General features: G+C 68.0%; 20 protein-coding genes. 6 read left to right on the top strand and 14 right to left on the bottom strand.

Annotated elements, in window-relative coordinates; genetic code table 11:
• The first annotated feature begins 15 nt into the window (after positions 1-15).
• Positions 16-507 (top strand): SspB family protein, encoded by a 492-nt coding sequence (locus J7500_RS15915; RefSeq protein WP_294062908.1) that lies wholly within the window; start codon positions 16-18, stop codon positions 505-507.
• Between the two features lie 18 nt (positions 508-525).
• Here J7500_RS15915 and J7500_RS15910 read toward each other — a convergent pair whose 3' ends face one another.
• On the bottom strand, positions 526-1,200 hold the full coding sequence (locus J7500_RS15910) for a PilZ domain-containing protein (protein WP_294062907.1): 675 nt from the start codon (positions 1,198-1,200) through the stop codon (positions 526-528).
• 135 nt (positions 1,201-1,335) lie between these two features.
• On the opposite strand from J7500_RS15910, the gene fumC reads away from it, so the two are divergent.
• The 3 genes from fumC (at position 1,336) to gmk (ending at position 3,741) form a co-directional block, all read left to right on the top strand.
• The gene (gene fumC, locus J7500_RS15905) at positions 1,336-2,724 is read left to right on the top strand and encodes a class II fumarate hydratase (RefSeq protein ID WP_294062906.1); all 1,389 of its coding nucleotides are present in this window, start codon (positions 1,336-1,338) and stop codon (positions 2,722-2,724) included.
• Between the two features lie 135 nt (positions 2,725-2,859).
• Positions 2,860-3,054: a hypothetical protein gene (locus J7500_RS15900; protein ID WP_294062905.1), complete on the top strand. Its 195-nt coding sequence runs from the start codon at positions 2,860-2,862 to the stop codon at positions 3,052-3,054.
• Between the two features lie 36 nt (positions 3,055-3,090).
• The gene (gene gmk, locus J7500_RS15895; RefSeq protein WP_294062904.1) at positions 3,091-3,741 is read left to right on the top strand and encodes a guanylate kinase; all 651 of its coding nucleotides are present in this window, start codon (positions 3,091-3,093) and stop codon (positions 3,739-3,741) included.
• A gap of 48 nt (positions 3,742-3,789) precedes the next feature.
• On the opposite strand, the gene J7500_RS15890 is transcribed toward gmk, so the two are convergent.
• The 13 genes from J7500_RS15890 to J7500_RS15830 all read right to left on the bottom strand — a co-directional run bounded on the left by J7500_RS15890 (position 3,790) and on the right by J7500_RS15830 (position 13,901).
• Positions 3,790-5,163, bottom strand: coding sequence for a sorbosone dehydrogenase family protein (locus tag J7500_RS15890; RefSeq protein WP_294062903.1), 1,374 nt, complete (start codon positions 5,161-5,163; stop codon positions 3,790-3,792).
• A 4-nt stretch (positions 5,164-5,167) separates the two neighbouring features.
• Entirely contained in the window at positions 5,168-6,094 is a 927-nt protein-coding gene (locus tag J7500_RS15885; protein WP_294062902.1) for a hemolysin family protein, read from the bottom strand.
• Between the two features lie 8 nt (positions 6,095-6,102).
• Positions 6,103-6,612 carry an rRNA maturation RNase YbeY gene (ybeY, locus tag J7500_RS15880; RefSeq protein WP_294062901.1) on the bottom strand — a complete coding sequence of 170 codons (510 nt, stop codon included), beginning with the start codon at positions 6,610-6,612 and terminating at the stop codon, positions 6,103-6,105.
• Positions 6,605-7,609, bottom strand: coding sequence for a PhoH family protein (locus J7500_RS15875; RefSeq protein ID WP_294062900.1), 1,005 nt, complete (start codon positions 7,607-7,609; stop codon positions 6,605-6,607). Before J7500_RS15875 ends, ybeY begins: the two co-directional genes overlap by 8 nt.
• Positions 7,610-7,808: 199 nt before the next feature.
• Positions 7,809-9,137 carry a tRNA (N6-isopentenyl adenosine(37)-C2)-methylthiotransferase MiaB gene (gene miaB / locus J7500_RS15870; protein WP_294062899.1) on the bottom strand — a complete coding sequence of 443 codons (1,329 nt, stop codon included), beginning with the start codon at positions 9,135-9,137 and terminating at the stop codon, positions 7,809-7,811.
• Between the two features lie 150 nt (positions 9,138-9,287).
• Positions 9,288-10,157: a 1-acyl-sn-glycerol-3-phosphate acyltransferase gene (locus J7500_RS15865; protein WP_294062898.1), complete on the bottom strand. Its 870-nt coding sequence runs from the start codon at positions 10,155-10,157 to the stop codon at positions 9,288-9,290.
• Positions 10,158-10,165: 8 nt separating this feature from the next.
• On the bottom strand, positions 10,166-10,588 hold the full coding sequence (locus tag J7500_RS15860; RefSeq protein ID WP_294062897.1) for a Fur family transcriptional regulator: 423 nt from the start codon (positions 10,586-10,588) through the stop codon (positions 10,166-10,168).
• Between the two features lie 119 nt (positions 10,589-10,707).
• Positions 10,708-11,124 (bottom strand): MucR family transcriptional regulator, encoded by a 417-nt coding sequence (locus J7500_RS15855; RefSeq protein ID WP_294062896.1) that lies wholly within the window; start codon positions 11,122-11,124, stop codon positions 10,708-10,710.
• A gap of 92 nt (positions 11,125-11,216) precedes the next feature.
• The gene (locus J7500_RS15850) at positions 11,217-11,708 is read right to left on the bottom strand and encodes a GNAT family N-acetyltransferase (RefSeq protein ID WP_294062894.1); all 492 of its coding nucleotides are present in this window, start codon (positions 11,706-11,708) and stop codon (positions 11,217-11,219) included.
• On the bottom strand, positions 11,705-12,337 hold the full coding sequence (gene tsaB / locus J7500_RS15845) for a tRNA (adenosine(37)-N6)-threonylcarbamoyltransferase complex dimerization subunit type 1 TsaB (protein ID WP_294062892.1): 633 nt from the start codon (positions 12,335-12,337) through the stop codon (positions 11,705-11,707). The genes J7500_RS15850 and tsaB overlap by 4 nt, the downstream gene beginning before the upstream one ends.
• Before the next feature lie 4 nt (positions 12,338-12,341).
• Positions 12,342-12,935, bottom strand: coding sequence for a malonic semialdehyde reductase (locus J7500_RS15840; RefSeq protein WP_294062890.1), 594 nt, complete (start codon positions 12,933-12,935; stop codon positions 12,342-12,344).
• Positions 12,936-12,992: 57 nt separating this feature from the next.
• On the bottom strand, positions 12,993-13,568 hold the full coding sequence (locus J7500_RS15835) for a NifU family protein (protein WP_294062888.1): 576 nt from the start codon (positions 13,566-13,568) through the stop codon (positions 12,993-12,995).
• A 69-nt stretch (positions 13,569-13,637) separates the two neighbouring features.
• Positions 13,638-13,901 carry a hypothetical protein gene (locus J7500_RS15830; protein WP_294062887.1) on the bottom strand — a complete coding sequence of 88 codons (264 nt, stop codon included), beginning with the start codon at positions 13,899-13,901 and terminating at the stop codon, positions 13,638-13,640.
• Positions 13,902-14,071: 170 nt separating this feature from the next.
• On the opposite strand from J7500_RS15830, the gene J7500_RS15825 reads away from it, so the two are divergent.
• Positions 14,072-14,263 carry a hypothetical protein gene (locus J7500_RS15825; protein WP_294062886.1) on the top strand — a complete coding sequence of 64 codons (192 nt, stop codon included), beginning with the start codon at positions 14,072-14,074 and terminating at the stop codon, positions 14,261-14,263.
• A gap of 71 nt (positions 14,264-14,334) precedes the next feature.
• A complete protein-coding gene (locus J7500_RS15820; RefSeq protein WP_294062885.1) occupies positions 14,335-17,184 on the top strand; it encodes a pitrilysin family protein in 2,850 nt (949 codons plus the stop codon).
• Positions 17,185-17,242 lie beyond the last annotated feature (58 nt).

The following is a 17,242-nucleotide window of genomic DNA, read 5'->3' as shown; positions in this document are numbered from 1 at the left end:
CGCTACCTCAGGTGCATGACCGGTAGCGTACCCGATAGCCTGATTCCCTACGATGAAATCGTGCAGGAGGCCCTGCGCGCAGTCGTCGGCCGCGTCCTCAATTCGGTCGCGGAGACGCAGGGGCTGCCCGGGGCGCACCATTTCTACATCACCTTCAAGACCGAAGCGCAGGGAGTCGACATCCCGCAGCGGCTGCGCGAGCGCTTCCCGGACGAGATGACGATCGTCCTCCAGCATCGCTTCTGGGACCTGAAGGTCGACGACGAGAAATTCTCGGTCGGGCTGAGCTTCAACCAGGTCCCTGCGATCCTGACGATCCCCTTCGCGGCGATCACCGGCTTCCATGACCCCGCCGTCAATTTCGAGCTGCGCTTCCAGGCAACCGAAGTCGCCGACGAGCCCGAGCCGCACGACGAGGCCGAGAACGACGCCGCCTCCGCCGCGGTGGTCAAGCCGGCCGAGGACGGCTCGAACGTCGTCTCGGTGGACTTCAAGCGCAAGAAATAAGGCGCAGACGCCGGACGCTCAGCCCTCCGGCGCGCGGGTGAGTCGCTCCCGTAGATCGAGCATCGGTACCGAACGCGCCGCCGCGATGCGGTCCTTGGCGCCGAGCACGGTGCCAAGATGCTCGAGCACCTGGCTCGCCCGGTCGAGGTTCTGCAGCGCCTGCATGTGCTGCTGGAGCACCGACGGATCGCTCACCAGCTCCTCGCCCAGTTCGTCGAGCAGGCGGCGGACGTGCAGGATCTCGTCGACAATGCGCGAGTCGAGCTCGCCTGCGGCGGGGGCTTGCGCAGGCGCGGGCGGCTCGGCCGGCAGCGCTGCGCCGCTGCGCACTGCCGCCTGGATCGCATCGACACGCGCCTGGCCGCGGTGCCCCTCGAAGGTGGCGACTCGCGTGCCCGACACCCATTCGTCCACGGTCACCGCGCAATGATCGAAGGCGACTCCGCAGCGGCCGCCGGCCTGCCAGGCGACCGTCGCGGCCATTTCGATCTCCGCGCGGCGCAGCACCAGCCGCGTGCCGGGGCGGGGGAGTGCGGCGCCGTCGATCATCGCGCCGCCCTCGGAAAGATTGCGGATGCGGACCGGCGCCTTGAGCCCGTCGACGTCGATCGTCGCGGACAGCAGCAGGTTCTTGCGCGCTGCGCGTGGCTTGGGCTCGAGGCCCGGGCTCGAAGGCGGCGTGCAGTCGGTCATGCCTAATTCTATGGCAAGCACGCTATCCATGGGTAGGTGCTCGCGAAAATTCTCGTGCACGGGGGTGCTGGAATCGGCGTCCGCCTGGGTCTAGAGCGCGCTCGACTCCCGCGGCCGCGGATGAAGGAGGACAGCTTGACCACCCGTACCGAAACCGACTCGATCGGCGCCATCGAAGTTCCCGCCGACGCCTATTGGGGCGCGCAGACCCAGCGCTCGATCGAGAATTTCCCCTTCGGCCCGCAGGAGCGGATGCCGATCGGCATCGTCCATGCCCAGGCGATCGTGAAGCAGGCCGCGGCGCGGGTGAACGTCAAGCACGGGCTCGACCCGGAGATCGCCAAGGTGATCGACCAGGTCGCGCAGGAGATCGTCGACGGCAAGCTCGACGACCAGTTCCCGCTGGTGATCTGGCAGACCGGGTCGGGCACCCAGACCAACATGAACGTCAACGAGGTGATCGCGGGCCGCGCCAACGAGATCCTGACCGGCAAGAAGGGCGGCAAGTCGCCCGTCCATCCGAACGATCACGTCAACATGGCGCAGTCGTCGAACGACTCGTTCCCCACCGCGCTGCACATCGCCGCGGCGCGCGCGGTGACGCAGAAGCTCTATCCGGCGCTCGACCGGCTCCACGCCTCGCTGGCGCAGAAGGTCAAGGACTGGGATCACATCGTCAAGATCGGCCGCACCCACCTGCAGGACGCGACGCCGCTGACCTTGGGCCAGGAATTCTCCGGCTATGCCGCGATGCTCGAATCGGCGAAGGCCCGCTTCGCCTCGGTGCTCGAGCTCGACATCTTCAAGCTCGCGCTCGGCGGCACCGCGGTCGGCACCGGGCTCAACTCGCCGCCCAACTATGCCGAGGACGTGGCGGCCGAGATCGCCAAGATCACCGGCCTGCCGTTCGTCACCGCGCCCAACAAGTTCGAGTCGCTGGCGACCAAGGACCAGCTGGTGAACCTCTCCGGCGTTTGCAACACGCTCGCGGTATCGCTCACCAAGATCGCCAACGACATCCGCCTGCTCGGCTCGGGCCCGCGCTCGGGTCTCGGCGAGCTCGATCTGCCGGCGAACGAGCCGGGCAGCTCGATCATGCCAGGCAAGGTCAACCCGACGCAGAGCGAATCGCTGACGATGGTCGCGGCGCAGGTGATCGGCAACCACATGGCCGTCACGGTCGGCGGCATGCAGGGGCATTTCGAACTCAACGTGTTCAAGCCGCTGATCGGCTCGAACGTGCTGCGCTCGATCGAATTGATGTCGGTCGGCATGGTGAGCTTCGCCGAGCGCGCGGTCGACGGGGCCAAGGCGAACGAGAAGCAGATCACCGAGCTGGTCAACCGCTCGCTGATGCTGGTGACCGCGCTCGCGCCCGCGATCGGCTATGACAATGCCGCCAAGATCGCCAAGAACGCGCACGAGAAGGGGCTGACGCTCAAGGAATCGGGCCTGCAGCTCGGGCTCGTCGACGAGGCGACCTTCGACAAATACGTCCGTCCGGAGACGATGGTCGGGCGGTAGAACTGGCCGCCGAACATGGCTGTACCCCGGCGAAGGCAGGGGGCGGGCAGCTCGATGCTGGGCCCCGGCCTTCGCCGGGGAACCAGTATCCTTCTCAGCCGCTTAGCCCTCGAACAGCAATTCGAGGGAGCAGCTATGATCGGCGACGCAATCGCAGGCTGGATCGGCAACCGGATCGACCGCAGCGACGGGGAAGGCGGCACGCTGGGCGCGGTCGTGGGCGTGCTCGCGTGGAAAGCCACCAAGCGGATCGTGCCTGCGGCGCTGGTGCTGGGCGCGGTCGCTTACGGCGTGCACAAGCTGACGCAAAGCTCGAACCCGCCGGTCTGACTTGACGCGGGGCGGCTCGGCACGCCAAAGGCGCCCATGCCCCACCGCACCGAGAACGACCCCCATAAATTCCGCCGCCGCGGCGTCCTCTTCGTCCTGTCCTCGCCGTCGGGGGCGGGAAAATCGACGATCGCCCGCAAGTTGCTGGCCGCTGATCCGTTCCTGGAAATGTCGGTCTCCTACACCACGCGGCCTATGCGCCCCGGCGAGGTGGACGGCGTCGACTATCATTTCGTCGATCTCGAGAAGTTCCGCGAAATGGTGTCGAACCACGAGTTCCTCGAATGGGCGCACGTGTTCGATCACCGCTACGGCACCCCCAAGGCGACCGTGGACCAGATCCTCGCCTCGGGTCGCGACGTGCTGTTCGACATCGACTGGCAGGGTGCGCAGCAGCTCTTCCAGCTCGCCGGCGGCGATGTGGTGCGCGTGTTCATCCTGCCGCCCTCGTTCACGGAGCTCCACGAGCGGCTCAAGCGCCGCAACACCGATTCGGAGGCAGTGATCGATGCCCGCATGGCGCGCGCTGCCAACGAAGTGAGCCACTGGGACGGCTATGACTATGTCCTCGTCAACGACGAGGTCGAGCAATGCTATGAGTCGGTGCACACGATCCTGAAGGCCGAGCGCCTACGCCGCTCGCGCCAGACCGGGCTGATCGGCTTCATCCGCGGGCTGATGAAGTAAGAGCGACCGATCCTCCCCCTTGCGAGGGAGGATCAGGACGCGCGCGGCCTATTTCGCCGCGCTGACTCGCCACACCTTGTTGCCGGCATCGTCGGCCACCAGCAGCGCGCCGGTGGCGTCGGTGATCACGCCGACCGGGCGGCCGCGCGCGGTCTTGCCGTCGGGGGCGAGGAAGCCGGTGAGCACGTCGATCGGCTTGGCGTCGCGGCCCGGGAAGCCCTCTGCCGTGAACGGCACGAAGACGACCTTGTAGCCCGAAGGTGGCTGGCGGTTCCACGAGCCGTGGAGGCCGATGAAGGCGCCGTTCGACCAATTGGGTCCGAGCTTGGCATCGGTCGCGAAGGTCAGGCCCAGCGGGGCGGTGTGCGGCCCGAGCGCGAAGTCGGGACGGCGGGTGTATTCGCGCAGGTCCGGCCGCTCGGGCGTGACGCGCTTGTCGACGTAACCGCCCCAGTAATTCCACGGCCAGCCATAGAAGGCGCCGAGATCGACGCGCGTCAGGAAATCGGGTGGCATGTCCGATCCGAGCATGTCGCGCTCGTTGACCACGGTCCACAGCGCGCCGCTGTTGGGCTCGAACGCCATGCCGTTGGGATTGCGCAGGCCCCAGGCATAGACGCGCGCGGTGCGGGTGTCCGGGAACACCTGGATGATCATCGCGCGGCCGCCGCGCGTGCCCTGGGCGGGCGAGCCGCCGGCGTAGATCGCGCCTTCGGCCTCGAGACCGTTCTCGGCGATGTTCGACGAGGAGCCGATGCTGACGAACAGGCTCTTGCCGTCGGGCGCGGCGACGACGTTGCGCGCCCAGTGGTTGCCGCCCCCGGCGAGCGCATAGATCTTCTCGGGCTGGGCGGTGATCTGCGTCTGGCCCTCGCGATAGGGGAAGCGCACCAGCGCGTCGGTGTTGGCGACGTAGAGCCACTCGCCGACCAGCGCCATGCCATGCGGCGAGTTGAGCCCGGTGAGGAAAGCCGAGCGCTGGTCCGCCACGCCGTCGCCATTGGTGTCGCGCAGCAGCGTGATGCGGTTGGGCGAGGGCACGCCGGCGCCGGCCTGGCCGAGCAGGAAGTTCATCACCCAGCCGGTAATGCCGCCGCCCTCGCGCGGGGGCGAATTGCTCTCGGCGACCAGCACGTCGCCATTGGGCAGGCGGTAGAGCCAGCGCGGATGCTCGAGCTTGTCGGCGAAGGCCGCGACCTGGAGCCCCGCCGCGGGCGTGGGCTTCTCGCCCGCCGCCCAGCCGACCGGCTTGGCGATGCCGACGGTGGGAATGTCCTGCGTCCGCGGCTCGGTGAGCTGGGGCACGCGGCCGGCGACGGCCTGCTCGCTCACGCGCGCATGGTCGGGCCGGCTCAGCCACCAGAAGACGCCGGCGGCCACGACGAGCAGCACCACGAGGGCGATCAGGAGACGCTTCAACATCGGGTCATTCCTCGACCGGGGTTAGCTGCTTGGGCGGGTGGAGGCGCAGGCGGTTGACCTTGCGCGCATCGGCATCGATCACTTCGAGCCTCCAGCCGCTGTCGTGCTCGAGGCACTCGCCCGCGGCGGGGACATGGCCCGCGAGCACGAAGGCGAGCCCGCCGATCGTATCGACGTCCTCCTCGACTTCTCCCAACCGCGGATCGACCGTCACCGCCACGTCCTCGAGCTCCGCGCGCGCATCGGCTTCCCAGCCGCCGCCGTCGATCGGCACGAGCAGCGCGGTCGGCGCCTCGTCATGCTCGTCCTCGATGTCGCCGACGATCTCCTCGATCAGGTCCTCGATCGTGATCAGCCCTTCGGTGCCTGAATATTCGTCGAGCACGATCGCCAGGTGGGTGCGCCGCACGCGCATCTGGGCGAGCAGGTCGAGTGCGCCCATGGATTGCGGGACGTAAAGCGGCTGGCGGATCAGCCCGGCGATGCTCGGCGGGTGCGGCGCGCCCTTCGCCAGTATCTCGAACACGTCCTTGATGTGGACCATGCCGACCACGGTATCGAGCGCCTCGCGATAGACGGGCAGGCGGCTGTGGCCGGCCTCGGCGAAGAGCCGGACCAGGTCGGCGAAGCTCGTGCCTTCCTCGACCGCGATGATGTCCGCCCGCGGCACGCCCATGTCGCCCGCGTCGCGCTCGCCGAAATGGAGCAGGTTCTTGAGCATCTGGCGCTCGATCGGCGCCAGGTCGCCGGCGGGGGCGCGGCCGCCCTCTTCCTCATGCTCGTCGATCGCCTCCTCGATGCGATCGCGGAGCGTCTCTTCATGTTCCTCGCCGAACAGCAGGGTGCGGATGCTCCGCCATATGCCGCCGGATTCGTTCTGGGTCTCGGGGGTGCCGGTACTTTGTCCGGTACTACTGGGGCCCTCGGGCATGTTCGTAGTCAGTCCTCGCGAACGGGATAGGGGTCGTGCAGGCCGAGCTTGGCGAGCGCGGCGCGCTCCATATCCTCCATCGCCTCGGCCTGGGCGTCCTCCATATGGTCATAGCCTAGCAGATGGAGCGTGCCATGGACAATCAGGTGGGTGGCATGATCCGCGACGCTGACGCCGCGCTCCTCCGCCTCGGCTAGGCAGACGCCGTGCGCGAGCACGATGTCGCCCAGGATCACTTCGCCGTCGTCGCTGTTCTGCGTCACCGCCTCGAGCAGGTCGGGCTGGATCATCGGGAAGGACAGCACGTTGGTCGGCTTGTCCTTGTCGCGATAGTCGCGGTTGAGCGTGCGCACTTCCTCGTCGGAGGTCAGCCGCACTGCGACTTCGATCGCCACGTCCCAGTCGAGCCATTCGGCATAGGGCGTCTCCCGGATCGCCGCCTCGGCGGCGCGCGCGGCGAGCTCCTCCCATTCGCCCTCGGGCCAGGGGGATTCGGGGAGGGCGGCGACGTCAAGCATTGGGGCCCTCATAGGCATCGACGATCCGGCCGACGATCGGGTGGCGGACCACGTCGGCGGCGGTGAAGCGGCACAGCGAGATGCCCTCGACGCCTTCGAGCCGCGTGACGGCATCGTTGAGGCCGGAGGCGCCGGGGCCACCGGGCAGGTCGACCTGCTTGGGATCGCCGCAGATCACCATGCGGCTGTTCTGGCCGAAGCGCGTGAGGAACATCTTCATCTGCGCCGGCGTGGTGTTCTGCGCCTCGTCGAGGATCACGAAGGCGTCGGAGAGCGTGCGGCCGCGCATGAAGGCGATCGGCGCGATCTCGATCTCGCCCGAGGCGATGCGCCGCTCGACCTGTTCGGGCGGCATGCAGTCGTAGAGCGCGTCGTAGATCGGGCGGAGATAGGGATCGACCTTCTCCTTCATGTCGCCGGGCAAAAAGCCCAGCCGCTCACCGGCCTCTACCGCGGGGCGCGACAGGATCAGCCGCTGCACCGATCCGGTCATCAGCTGCGCGACCGCCTGGGCGACGGCGAGATAGGTCTTGCCGGTGCCCGCGGGCCCGAGCGCGAAGATCATGTCGTTCGACACCAGCTCGCGCATGTAATGCGTCTGCGCGGCCGAGCGCGGGACGATCGTCTTGCGCCGGGTGCGGATCATGATCGGCGGATTGCCTTCGCCGTTCGGTTCGGCGCGGATGATGCCGGTGAGCGTCGGCTCGTTCGACATGGCGATCACCGCGTCGACCAGCCCGCCGTCGATCTCCTCGCCGCGGATCACCCGGCTGTGCAGCTCCTGCAGCACTTCGCGCGCATGCGCGACGGCCTCGGCGCTGCCCTCGATCACCACGCGCTGGCCGCGGGCGTGGATGTACACGCCGAGCCGCTCCTCGAGCATCAGCAGGTTCGAATCATATTCGCCGAAGAGCTGCGGCAGGAGCTGGGGCTTGTCGAAGGTCACCTCGACCCGGGAACGTTCGCCGGACTGGGCAGGGACAGGCTTGCGGCTCATGCGGCTCCTTGCGGAAAGGGGAAGGGAGGCGCGCTCCCTTTCATGCCTAGCGGGGGATTCACGCGCCCCGTCAGGGCGAAACCGGGGCGGAGGGCGGAGGTTCCGTTACGCATGAGTCGCGAGCGAGGATGGCAGAGGATGCCGCGTTTTGACAGGGGCGCACGAGCAGCCCCTGCGAATAATTCCGCGCGTGTGACTCTCAGGCCGCCGCCGGCAAGCGCTCCACGCCGGCGAGCGAGTTCGGCCCCGCCTCGACGATCTCCACCTCGACCAGATCGCCGATCTTGGCATCGGTGGTGAGGTGGACCGACTGGAGCCAGGGCGACTTGCCGAGCATCTGGCCGGGCTTGCGCCCGGGGCGCTCGATCAGCACCGTGCAGCGCTTGCCGACGGTCGCGGCATTGAACGCCGCCTGGTCGCGGTTGAGCGCGGCCTGGAGACGCTGGAGGCGGTCGTCCATGACTTCGGGAGCGATGAAGCCGTCGACCATCTCCGCCGCGGGGGTGCCGGGGCGGGGGCTGTATTTGAAGCTGAAGCACTGGGCATAGCCCACCGCGTCGACCAGGCTCAGCGTCTCGGCGAATTCGGCCTCGGTCTCGTGCGGGAAGCCGACGATGAAGTCGCCCGAGAGCGCGATGTCGGGCCGCGCGGCGCGGACGCGGTCGAGGATGCGCAGGTAGGAATCGCGGCTGTGCGACCGGTTCATCGCCTTGAGGATGCGGTCGCTGCCGGCCTGCACGGGCAAATGGAGATAGGGCATCAGCTTCTCCACCTCGGCATGCGCGCGGATCAGCCCTTCGCGCATGTCGTTGGGGTGGCTGGTCGTGTAGCGGATGCGCTTGAGCCCCTCGATCCTGTCGAGCGCGGCGATCAGCCCGTGGAGGCCGGTGCCGGCGTCATCGTCCCACGCATTGACGTTCTGCCCGAGCAAGGTGATCTCGCGCGCGCCGGCGTCGACCAGCGCCTTTGCCTCGTCCACGATCGCATCGAACGGTCGGCTGACCTCGGCACCACGAGTATAGGGCACCACGCAATAGGTGCAGAATTTGTCGCAGCCTTCCTGCACGGTGAGGAAGGCCGAGGGGTTCACCTTGCGCCGCGAGGGCAGCGCGCCGAACTTGCTCATCGCCGGCATGTCGGTGTCGAGCGCGGCCTTGCCCGCGGCGGCGTCGGCCACGAGCTGGGGCAGGTTGTGATAGGCTTGCGGGCCGACCACCACATCGACCTTGGCGCGGCGCACGATCTCCTCGCCCTCGGCCTGGGCGACGCACCCGGCAACGGCAATCATCGGCGCGGCCCGCTCGGCCTCGGCGGCGTTCTTCCGCAGCCGGCCGATGTCCGAATAGACCTTCTCGGTCGCCTTCTCGCGGATGTGGCAGGTGTTGAGCACGACGAGGTCGGCGGATTCGGCATCGGGCGCGGCGGTGAGGCCCTGCGCGGCCATCAGCTCGCCCATGCGCTCGCCGTCATAGACGTTCATCTGGCAGCCGAACGACTTGACGTGGAAGGTCTTGGGGGTCGGTTTCATGATCGCGGCGCTATAGCGTCTTGCTCCCCTCCCTGAAAGGGAGGGGTCGGGGGTGGGTGCGCGGCATCGGCCGCGCTGGTGTCGTTCGAAACGCCACCCGGGGCATCGAGCCCCGGCTGACGCTATACCCACCCCTTGATCCCCTCCCTTTCAGGGAGGGGAGATAGGCGGCGTGGGCCGGTAGCCGATCGCTTCCTCCGCATAGCGGAACGGCTGCAGCGGGTGGCCGAGCGCCCCCACCAGCGCCTCCTCGATCCGCCGCCGGCTTTCGGCGGCGATCGCCTTGCGGCCGGGGAAGTCGCGGGGGTGGAAGGGCTCGAGGAAATGGATGCGCAGCTCGAAGCTGCCCTTGCGCCCCAGCACGCGGCGCGCGTTGTTGAGTCCGCGCTCCTGGCCGATCCACCCAATCTCCTCGCCGACGCGGCCATAATCGAGCATCACCGGCTGGACGAGCACGCCTGGCGGCGGCGGCTCGAGCACGCGCAGCATCGGCGTCTTGAACGGCAGCAGCGACTTGCCGTCGGTCGTGGTGCCCTCGGGGAAGATCGCGATCGCCCAATTGTCCGCCAGCGCGTCGCGGAGCTGGTTGATCTGCTCGGCGACCCCCAGCCGGTTCTCCCGCTTCACATAGACAGTGCGGTTGAGCCCCGCGAGCCAGCCGACCACCGGCGCCTCGCCGATCTCGGCCTTGGCGACGAACGCCGTGCCGCTCGCGCCGCCGAGCGCCAGGATGTCGATCCAGCTGATATGGTTCGAGACGTAGAAGACGTCGCGCTTCAGGTGCGTGCCGACCCGTCGCACACGCGCCCCGCAAATCCGCGCCGCCGTGCCGAGGAACTGGCGCGGCCACGGCGAGGGGAGGCGGAACAGCCGGAAGAGATAGTGGAGCGGCACGAACACCAGCACCGCGCCCAGCAGCATCGCGATCCGCAGCCAGGCCCGCGCCTGCTCGGCCAGCGTGAATTGCGTAGGGATTCCCTCGGCGGCCGCGGCGCGCCTCGAGTCAGCGACGGCGGCCATGCGCGCGCTCAGCTCTTGCGTTCGAGGGCCACTCCATAGAGCTCCATGCGATGGTCGACCAGGCGGAAGCCCAGCCGTTCGGCGATCTGCTTCTGGAGGAGCTCGAGCTCGGGATCGACGAACTCGATCACTTTGCCGGTCTCGACGTCGATCAGATGATCGTGGTGCGCCTCGGGCGAAGGCTCGTAGCGCGCGCGCCCGTCGCCGAAATCGTGGCGATCGAGGATGCCCGCCTCTTCGAACAGGCGCACGGTACGATAGACGGTGGCGATCGAAATGCCCGGATCGATTGCCGATGCGCGCTCATAGACCTTCTCGACATCGGGATGGTCCTCGGCATCCGAAAGGACGCGCGCGATCACCTTGCGCTGTTCGGTGATGCGCAGCCCCTTTTCGTGGCACAGGGCTTCCAGATCGATCTTCCGCGGCATGCGCACGATGTAACGGCAATGCGGGTCAGGGGAAAGGCCCCCCGCTGCCCGGAAAAGCAAAACGCCGGCCGGGGAGGTCCCCGACCGGCGTCTTGCGTGCCCAAAGGGCGGCGGTAGGCTCAGCGCGTCTTGCGGCGCTTGGTGCCCAGGCCGATCTTCTTCGCGAGGCTGCGGCGCTGCTCGGCGTAATTCGGGGCGACCATCGGATAGTCGGCCGGCAGGTTCCACTTGGCGCGATACTGTTCCGGCGTCATCTGATAGTGAGTCATCAGATGCCGCTTCAACATCTTGAGCTTCTTACCATCTTCGAGGCAGACGATATAGTCCGGCTTCACCGAAGAACGGATCGAAACGGCCGGCTCCTGCTTGACTTCCGGCGCCGCAGCGGGGCGGCCGAGGCCGGAGAGCGCGCCATGCACGTTTTGGATGAGGACAGGGAGATCGGAAACGGCGACGCTATTGTTGCTTACATGTGCGGCGACAATATCCGCGGTCAGCGTTACCAACGTTTCCTGAATGTCCGACTGAGATTCCATGATTATCCTTTCGACCCGATTTTGGACGACTTCTGCGGTCGTCAACTGGTCTTATCGGACTATTGACAAACGAAGGCAAGCCCTGGAGCCGGTTAATGATCGCTTTTTTCGATCAATCGGCGAGCGAAAGTATGGGCATCAAACAGTTGACCACCTTTGCCACGATAGTAATTCGGCCGCTCGCCGACTTTGTCGAAACCTTCGCGACGGTATAGCCGAACGGCATCGTTTCCGGAGCGGACCTCGAGGTGGATTTCCTCGACTCCCCGGGCTTCCGCCTCTGCAACGACTGCTCTCAGCAGCGCCCCGCCTACGCCGCGCCGGCGCGCGGCGGGACTGGTCGCGAGCAGCAGCAACTCGGCCTCGGGCCCGACCGAGCGCGCGAGCGCGAAGCCCATGTCGGTGCCGTCGAGGCTGGCGAGCACCAGCCACACGCCCGGAAGCGCGAGCATTCCCATGCATTGCGCCGGGGTCCAGGCTTCGCCGTAGCGGGGGTCGAACGCCTCGATCATGATCCGCGCGACCGAGGGAAGATCCTGCGCCCCGCCTTCGCGGAGCTCGACGAGATTGAGCGTGGTGCTCAAGCCAGGCCTCGCTCGGCCAGCGTCTTGGCATCGGGTGCGCGGCCGTAGATGGGGCGCGCGGGCAGGTCGGCGAACTCGGGCAGCAGCAGCCGTGCGTCGGCGGCGTTGGGCAGCACTTCGTGCAGATCGAGCCCGTCGGCCAGCGGCGCGAGGAAGCGCACGCCGCTGCCGAATGCGGGGCGACCGCCCAGCGCGGCAAGCGCGGTTGCGGGAGGAAGCGAGCCGAACGGCCCGTCTTCGCGAAGCGGCGAGGATGCGAACGCCTGCATGAAGACTTCACCGTGCCCACCTTCGAGCACTGCGGCAAGGCCGGGCAATTCCGGATGCGCCGCGAAGCCGGACGCGGCGAGCAGCGCGAGCGACGAATAGCCGGCGAGCTCGCATTTCCAGCCGATCGCCAGCCCGCGCGCGGCGGCAAGCCCCACGCGCACCCCGGTGAAGCTGCCCGGCCCGACGTCGACCAGGATGCGGTCGGCGCGGCCCTGTCCGGGAAGTTCGGCGATCATCGGCACCAGCCGCTCGGCATGGCCGCGGCCGACCGTCTCGTGGCGCGCCGCCACCACCTCCCGCCCGCGCAGCAGCGCGACCGAGCAGGCGGCGGTGGCGGTTTCGATGACGAGCGTGGTCAAGGAGTCAGAGGACGCGGTTGAAGCGCTCGAACTCGGGTCGGGGGCTGCGGCCGAAGATGGTGGAAGGATCGCCATGTCCCAGCGTGGAAATGAAGTTGGACTTCACATGGGGCTGGTCCGGGAAGAAGGCCGCGTCAACCTTGGCGTCGTCGAATCCCGACATCGGGCCGGTATCAAGGCCCAGCGCGCGGGCCGCGATCAGGAAATAGGCGCCCTGGAGCGAGGAGTTGCGGAACGCGTGCTCCTTGCGCTTGTCGAGGTCGTCCTCGAACCAGCTCTTCGCGTCGGTGTGCGGGAAGAGGAAGGGCAGGTGCTCGTGGAAATCCCAGTCCATCGCGATGATCACGCTGGCGGGCGCCTTGCGGATCTTGTCGGGATTGGTGCCGGTGGCGAGATCGGCGAGCTTGTCCTTGGCTTCCTGGCTCAGGAGCCAGACGAAGCGCGCGGGCTGCTGGTTGGCCGAGGTCGGGCCCATCTTGAGCAGCTCGTAGATTCGGCGGATGTCGGCTTCGGTGACCGGCTCGTCGGTGTAGCCGTTGTAAGTGCGCGCGGTACGAAAGATCGTATCCAGCCCCGCATCGTCGAGGGGACGGCCCATGGGTTTGTCCTTTCTTCTTGGGCCCGGCGTTTGCCGGGCGCGACCCGTTCGGAAAGCTTAGATCGCCCGGACTTCGGTGACTTCGGGCACGTAATATTTGAGCAGTTGCTCGATGCCGTTCTTGAGCGTCGCGGTCGACGACGGGCATCCCGAGCAGGCGCCCTGCATCTGGAGATAGACCTTCCCCTGGTCGAAGCCGCGATAGACGATGTCGCCGCCGTCGTTGGCGACCGCGGGGCGGATGCGCGTGTCGATCAGCTCGCGGATCTGCGCGACCACGTCGGCGTCCTCGGGGTTGTCGCCGAATTCGGCGCCTTCGGGCGGCACTTCGATGCCCGCCGCGCTGCCGGCGCGGAACAGCGGCATGTTGGCCGAGAAATGGTCGAGCAGGATGCTGAGCACGTCGGGCTTGAGGTCGATCCAGTCGATCCCGGGCGCAGCAGTGACCGAGATGAAGTCGCGGCCGAAGAACACGCCGGTCACGTCGCCCAGGCCGAACAGCGCGTCGGCCAGCGGCGAGGCCTCGGCCTCTTCGGGGCTCGCGAAGTCGCGAGTGCCGGCCTCCATCACGACGCGACCGGGCAGGAACTTGAGCGTCGCGGGGTTGGGCGTGGGTTCGGTCTCGATCAGCATGGCGTGCATGTGGCGCGTGGCGGGCGGCGGATCAAGCGGTCCGGGCGAAACTCTGGGTTGCCGGCCGGGTCATTCGTCGGCGTGGCGCGTGGCGTCGGTCACGTTCTGGTCGTGCCCGCTCTTGTCGCTGAAGAAGGCGGCGGCGAACAGCCCGCAGCCGAGCAAGGTCGAGAGGAACACGCCGCCGATCGTCGCGAGGATCGCCGAGGGATAGAGTGCGTCGTAGAGCGCGAGATAGCCGAGCGCGCCGGCGACCATCAGCACGCCCGCGAACGCGATCCAGAGGATCATTCGCCGGAACTCGGTCCAGGCCTTGCCGTCGACGCTGCGCATGAGGGGTCCTTCACCTGTTGCGCGCGATGTAGGGACGCGCGCGCCCGATCTCAATTGTACAAATTGTCCAACCCCTTGGCCGTTTCGGCGCGTGCGCTACGGGAATCTACGGAGTGGGGCATGCGCAGGGGCGGAGGCAAGCTCGGGGTCCTGTTGAGGGGAGAAGCGCCGTGCAATGGTATCGCTTCTACTGTGTCGTGCAGGACAAGATCGTCAGCGGCGAGGATTTGAAGGCCGAGGACGATTCCGCCGCCATCGCCGCCGTGCGCGAGCGCATCACCGGACATGACTGCGAGCTTTGGAAGGGCGCGCAACGCATCGCGGCGATTCCCGCCGACGGCGGCGAGCCGATGCGCTTCTGAGGAGCCCCTCGTACATCGGACGGAAAGCTAGAAGCTGGCATGGCCGCCGCTTCGCCACTACACGAGACGCCATGCATCGCTTCCTGCGGCTTCCGCTCCTCGCCTCGCTTGCCCTCGCCAGCCTGAGCCCTGTCCTGCCGGCCGCGGCGCAGACCGCGCGCCCGGTCCAGACCGCCGACGACCCCTGGCTCTACAAGGGCAGCGACCTCGTCCATGACGACGCCTGGAAGTTCGGGCGGCTGCCCAACGGGCTGCGCTACGCGGTGCGGAAGAACGGCGTGCCCCCGGGCCAGGTCGCGATCCGCGTCCGGATCGACGCCGGTTCGCTCAACGAGAAGGACAGCGAGCGCGGCTTCGCCCATCTGCTCGAGCATCTTTCCTTCCGCGGATCGGTGCACGTGCCCGACGGCGAATCGAAGCGCATCTGGCAGCGCCTGGGCGTGACCTTCGGCTCGGACAGCAATGCCAGCACGACCTTCACCCAGACGGTCTACAAGCTCGACCTGCCGATGGCGACGCCGCAGGGGCTCGACGAGAGCTTCAAAATCCTGTCGGGCATGATGAGCGGCCCCAACATCAGCCAGCAGTCGCTCGACGCCGAGCGGCCGGTGGTGCTGGCCGAGGCGCGCGAGCAGCCGGGCCCGCAGGAGCGGCTGCAGGATTCGATGTTCGACCTGATGTTCGCCGGCCAGCCGGCGGCGAACCGCGAGCCGATCGGCACCACCGAGACGCTGACCGCCGCCACTCCGGCGACCGTCCAGGCGTTCCACGATCGCTGGTATCGCCCCGAGCGCGCGGTGGTGATCGTCTCGGGCGACGCCGACCCGGCGCTGCTCGAAGGGCTGGTGCAGAAATATTTCTCGGACTGGAAGGGCAATGGTCCGGCCACGCCGAGCCCCGACTTCGGCAAGCCTTCGCCCGATCACCCCGTCGCCGCCAGCCTGGCCGAGCCCGCGCTCCAGCCGTTGGTGATGATGGCGGTGGTGCGTCCCTGGACGGTCTTCGCCGACACGGTGATCTTCAACCAGAAGCGCATGGTCGATCTGGTCGCGATCCGCGTGATCAACCGCCGGCTCGAGACGCGCGCGCGCTCGGGCGGCAGCTTCCTCGCCGCCGGTGCCGACCTGAGCGACGTTGCGCGCTCGGCGAACGTCACCACGGTCAACGTGCTGCCGGTTGGCGACGATTGGGAGACTGCGCTCCGCGACGTCCGGGGCGTCATCGCCGACGCCCAGGCCGCGCCGCCGACCCAGGCCGAGATCGACCGCGAGCTTGCCGAGATAGACGTGCAGATGCGCCAGCGGATCAGCACCGCGCCGGTCGAGGCCGGGATGAAGCTGGCCGACGATCTGGTCGAGGCCGTCGACATCAACGAGACCGTGACCACGCCCGAGGCGAGCTACGACATCCTCAAGTCGGCGATCGCCGCGAAGATGTTCACCCCCGAGACCGTCCAGGCCGCCTCGCGCCGCGTGTTCGAGGGCACGGCGCTGCGCGCGCTGGTCAACACCCGCACCGCCGATCCGGAGGCAGTGACCAAGCTCACCGCCGCGATCAAGGCCGAGGTCAAGTCCAGCGGCGCGCGCAAGGTGCTTGGCAACGTCAGCTTCGACCAGCTCCCCAAGCTCGGCAAGCCGGGCAAGGTGGCGAGCCGGACCCCGGCGATCCCGGGGCTGCAGATCGAGAAGGTCACCTTCGCCAACGGCGTCAACCTGCTCATGCGCCAGGACGCGTCCGAAGTCGGCAAGGTCTATGTCGTCGTCCGCTTCGGCCGCGGCCTCAGTGCGATCCCCGCGCGCGAGACGCCGGCCTGGGCAGGCGAGATGGCGCTTCTCGCGGGCGGCATCGGCAAGCTGGGGCAGGAGGAGCTCGACGCACTCGTCGGCAAGCGCCAGATGGGCTTCGACTTCGACATCGCCGAGGATGCCTTCCGCTTCAGCGGCCAGACCAACAAGGAGGATCTGGCCGACCAGCTCCGCCTGTTCGCCGCCAAGCTCGCCGCGCCCGCCTGGGATCCCAATCCCGTGCTGCGCGCCAAGGCTGCGGTGCTTTCGAGCTACGCCGGGCTCTCGGCCTCGCCCGACGCCGTGATCGGCCGCGACCTCGAGCGGCTCACCCATGCCGGCGATCCGCGCTGGGGCATCCCGCCCCGCGAAGTCGTCGAGGCGACCACGCCCGAAAGCTTCCGCAAGTTCTGGGAGCCGTTGCTCGCCACCGGCCCGATCGAAGTCGAAGTATTCGGCGACATGGACTCGGAAGCGACGGTGCAGGCGGTCGCGGCGACCTTCGGCGCGCTCAAGCCGCGTCCGGCCGGCGCCGCACCCTCGGCGGCGGTCCGCTTCCCCGATCATGTCGCTAGCCCCGTCACGCGCACCCACACCGGCAAGCCCGATCAGGCCGCGGCCGTGATCGCCTGGCCGACCGGCGGCGGCAGCGCGGGAATCAGCGAAAGCCGCAAGCTCGAGATCCTCGCCGCGGTGTTCCGCGACCGGCTGATCGACGAGCTGCGCAGCAAGGCGGGGGTCAGCTATTCGCCGCAGGTGGCGAGCCAGTGGCCGCTGGGGATCGACGGCGGCGGCAAGCTGATCGCGCTCGGCATGGTGCCGCCGGACCGCACCGGCTTCTTCTTCGAGCTCGCGCGCGGCATCGCCGCCGACCTCGTCGCCAAGCCGATCGATGCCGACGAGCTCACGCGTGCGCTCACGCCGCTCAAGCAGCAGATCATCCGCTCGTCGAGCGGCAACATGTTCTGGATGCGGCTGGTGGAGGGCGGCAGCTACGACCCCGCGCGCATCGCCGCGGTGGACACGCTCGCGTCCGATATCGGCCGCACCACGCCGGCCGAGCTCCAGGCGCTGGCGGCCAAATATCTCCAGCCGCAGAAGGACTGGACGATGGTGGTGGTGCCCGAGAAGAAGTGAGGGCGGCGTAATCGTCATCCCCGCGAAGGCGGGGACCCAGAGTCACGAAAGGCATCGC

The organism is Sphingomonas sp., from assembly GCF_017744835.1.
In the GTDB taxonomy this organism is placed as follows: Bacteria; Pseudomonadota; Alphaproteobacteria; order Sphingomonadales; family Sphingomonadaceae; genus Sphingomonas.
This window is presented reverse-complemented; position numbering and strand designations above follow the sequence as displayed.

Bases quoted from the DNA above. Each gene is read 5' to 3' on its own strand.
- J7500_RS15915 (WP_294062908.1), top strand. From the start codon at position 16: ATGACCGGTAGCGTACCCGATAGCCTGATTCCCTACGATGAAATCGTG.
- J7500_RS15910 (WP_294062907.1), bottom strand. From the start codon at position 1,200: ATGACCGACTGCACGCCGCCTTCGAGCCCGGGCCTCGAGCCCAAGCCA.
- J7500_RS15900 (WP_294062905.1), top strand. From the start codon at position 2,860: ATGATCGGCGACGCAATCGCAGGCTGGATCGGCAACCGGATCGACCGC.
- gmk (WP_294062904.1), top strand. From the start codon at position 3,091: ATGCCCCACCGCACCGAGAACGACCCCCATAAATTCCGCCGCCGCGGC.
- J7500_RS15890 (WP_294062903.1), bottom strand. From the start codon at position 5,163: ATGTTGAAGCGTCTCCTGATCGCCCTCGTGGTGCTGCTCGTCGTGGCC.
- J7500_RS15885 (WP_294062902.1), bottom strand. From the start codon at position 6,094: ATGCCCGAGGGCCCCAGTAGTACCGGACAAAGTACCGGCACCCCCGAG.
- ybeY (WP_294062901.1), bottom strand. From the start codon at position 6,612: ATGCTTGACGTCGCCGCCCTCCCCGAATCCCCCTGGCCCGAGGGCGAA.
- J7500_RS15875 (WP_294062900.1), bottom strand. From the start codon at position 7,609: ATGAGCCGCAAGCCTGTCCCTGCCCAGTCCGGCGAACGTTCCCGGGTC.
- miaB (WP_294062899.1), bottom strand. From the start codon at position 9,137: ATGAAACCGACCCCCAAGACCTTCCACGTCAAGTCGTTCGGCTGCCAG.
- J7500_RS15865 (WP_294062898.1), bottom strand. From the start codon at position 10,157: ATGGCCGCCGTCGCTGACTCGAGGCGCGCCGCGGCCGCCGAGGGAATC.
- J7500_RS15860 (WP_294062897.1), bottom strand. From the start codon at position 10,588: ATGCCGCGGAAGATCGATCTGGAAGCCCTGTGCCACGAAAAGGGGCTG.
- J7500_RS15855 (WP_294062896.1), bottom strand. From the start codon at position 11,124: ATGGAATCTCAGTCGGACATTCAGGAAACGTTGGTAACGCTGACCGCG.
- J7500_RS15840 (WP_294062890.1), bottom strand. From the start codon at position 12,935: ATGGGCCGTCCCCTCGACGATGCGGGGCTGGATACGATCTTTCGTACC.
- J7500_RS15835 (WP_294062888.1), bottom strand. From the start codon at position 13,568: ATGCTGATCGAGACCGAACCCACGCCCAACCCCGCGACGCTCAAGTTC.
- J7500_RS15830 (WP_294062887.1), bottom strand. From the start codon at position 13,901: ATGCGCAGCGTCGACGGCAAGGCCTGGACCGAGTTCCGGCGAATGATC.
- J7500_RS15820 (WP_294062885.1), top strand. From the start codon at position 14,335: ATGCATCGCTTCCTGCGGCTTCCGCTCCTCGCCTCGCTTGCCCTCGCC.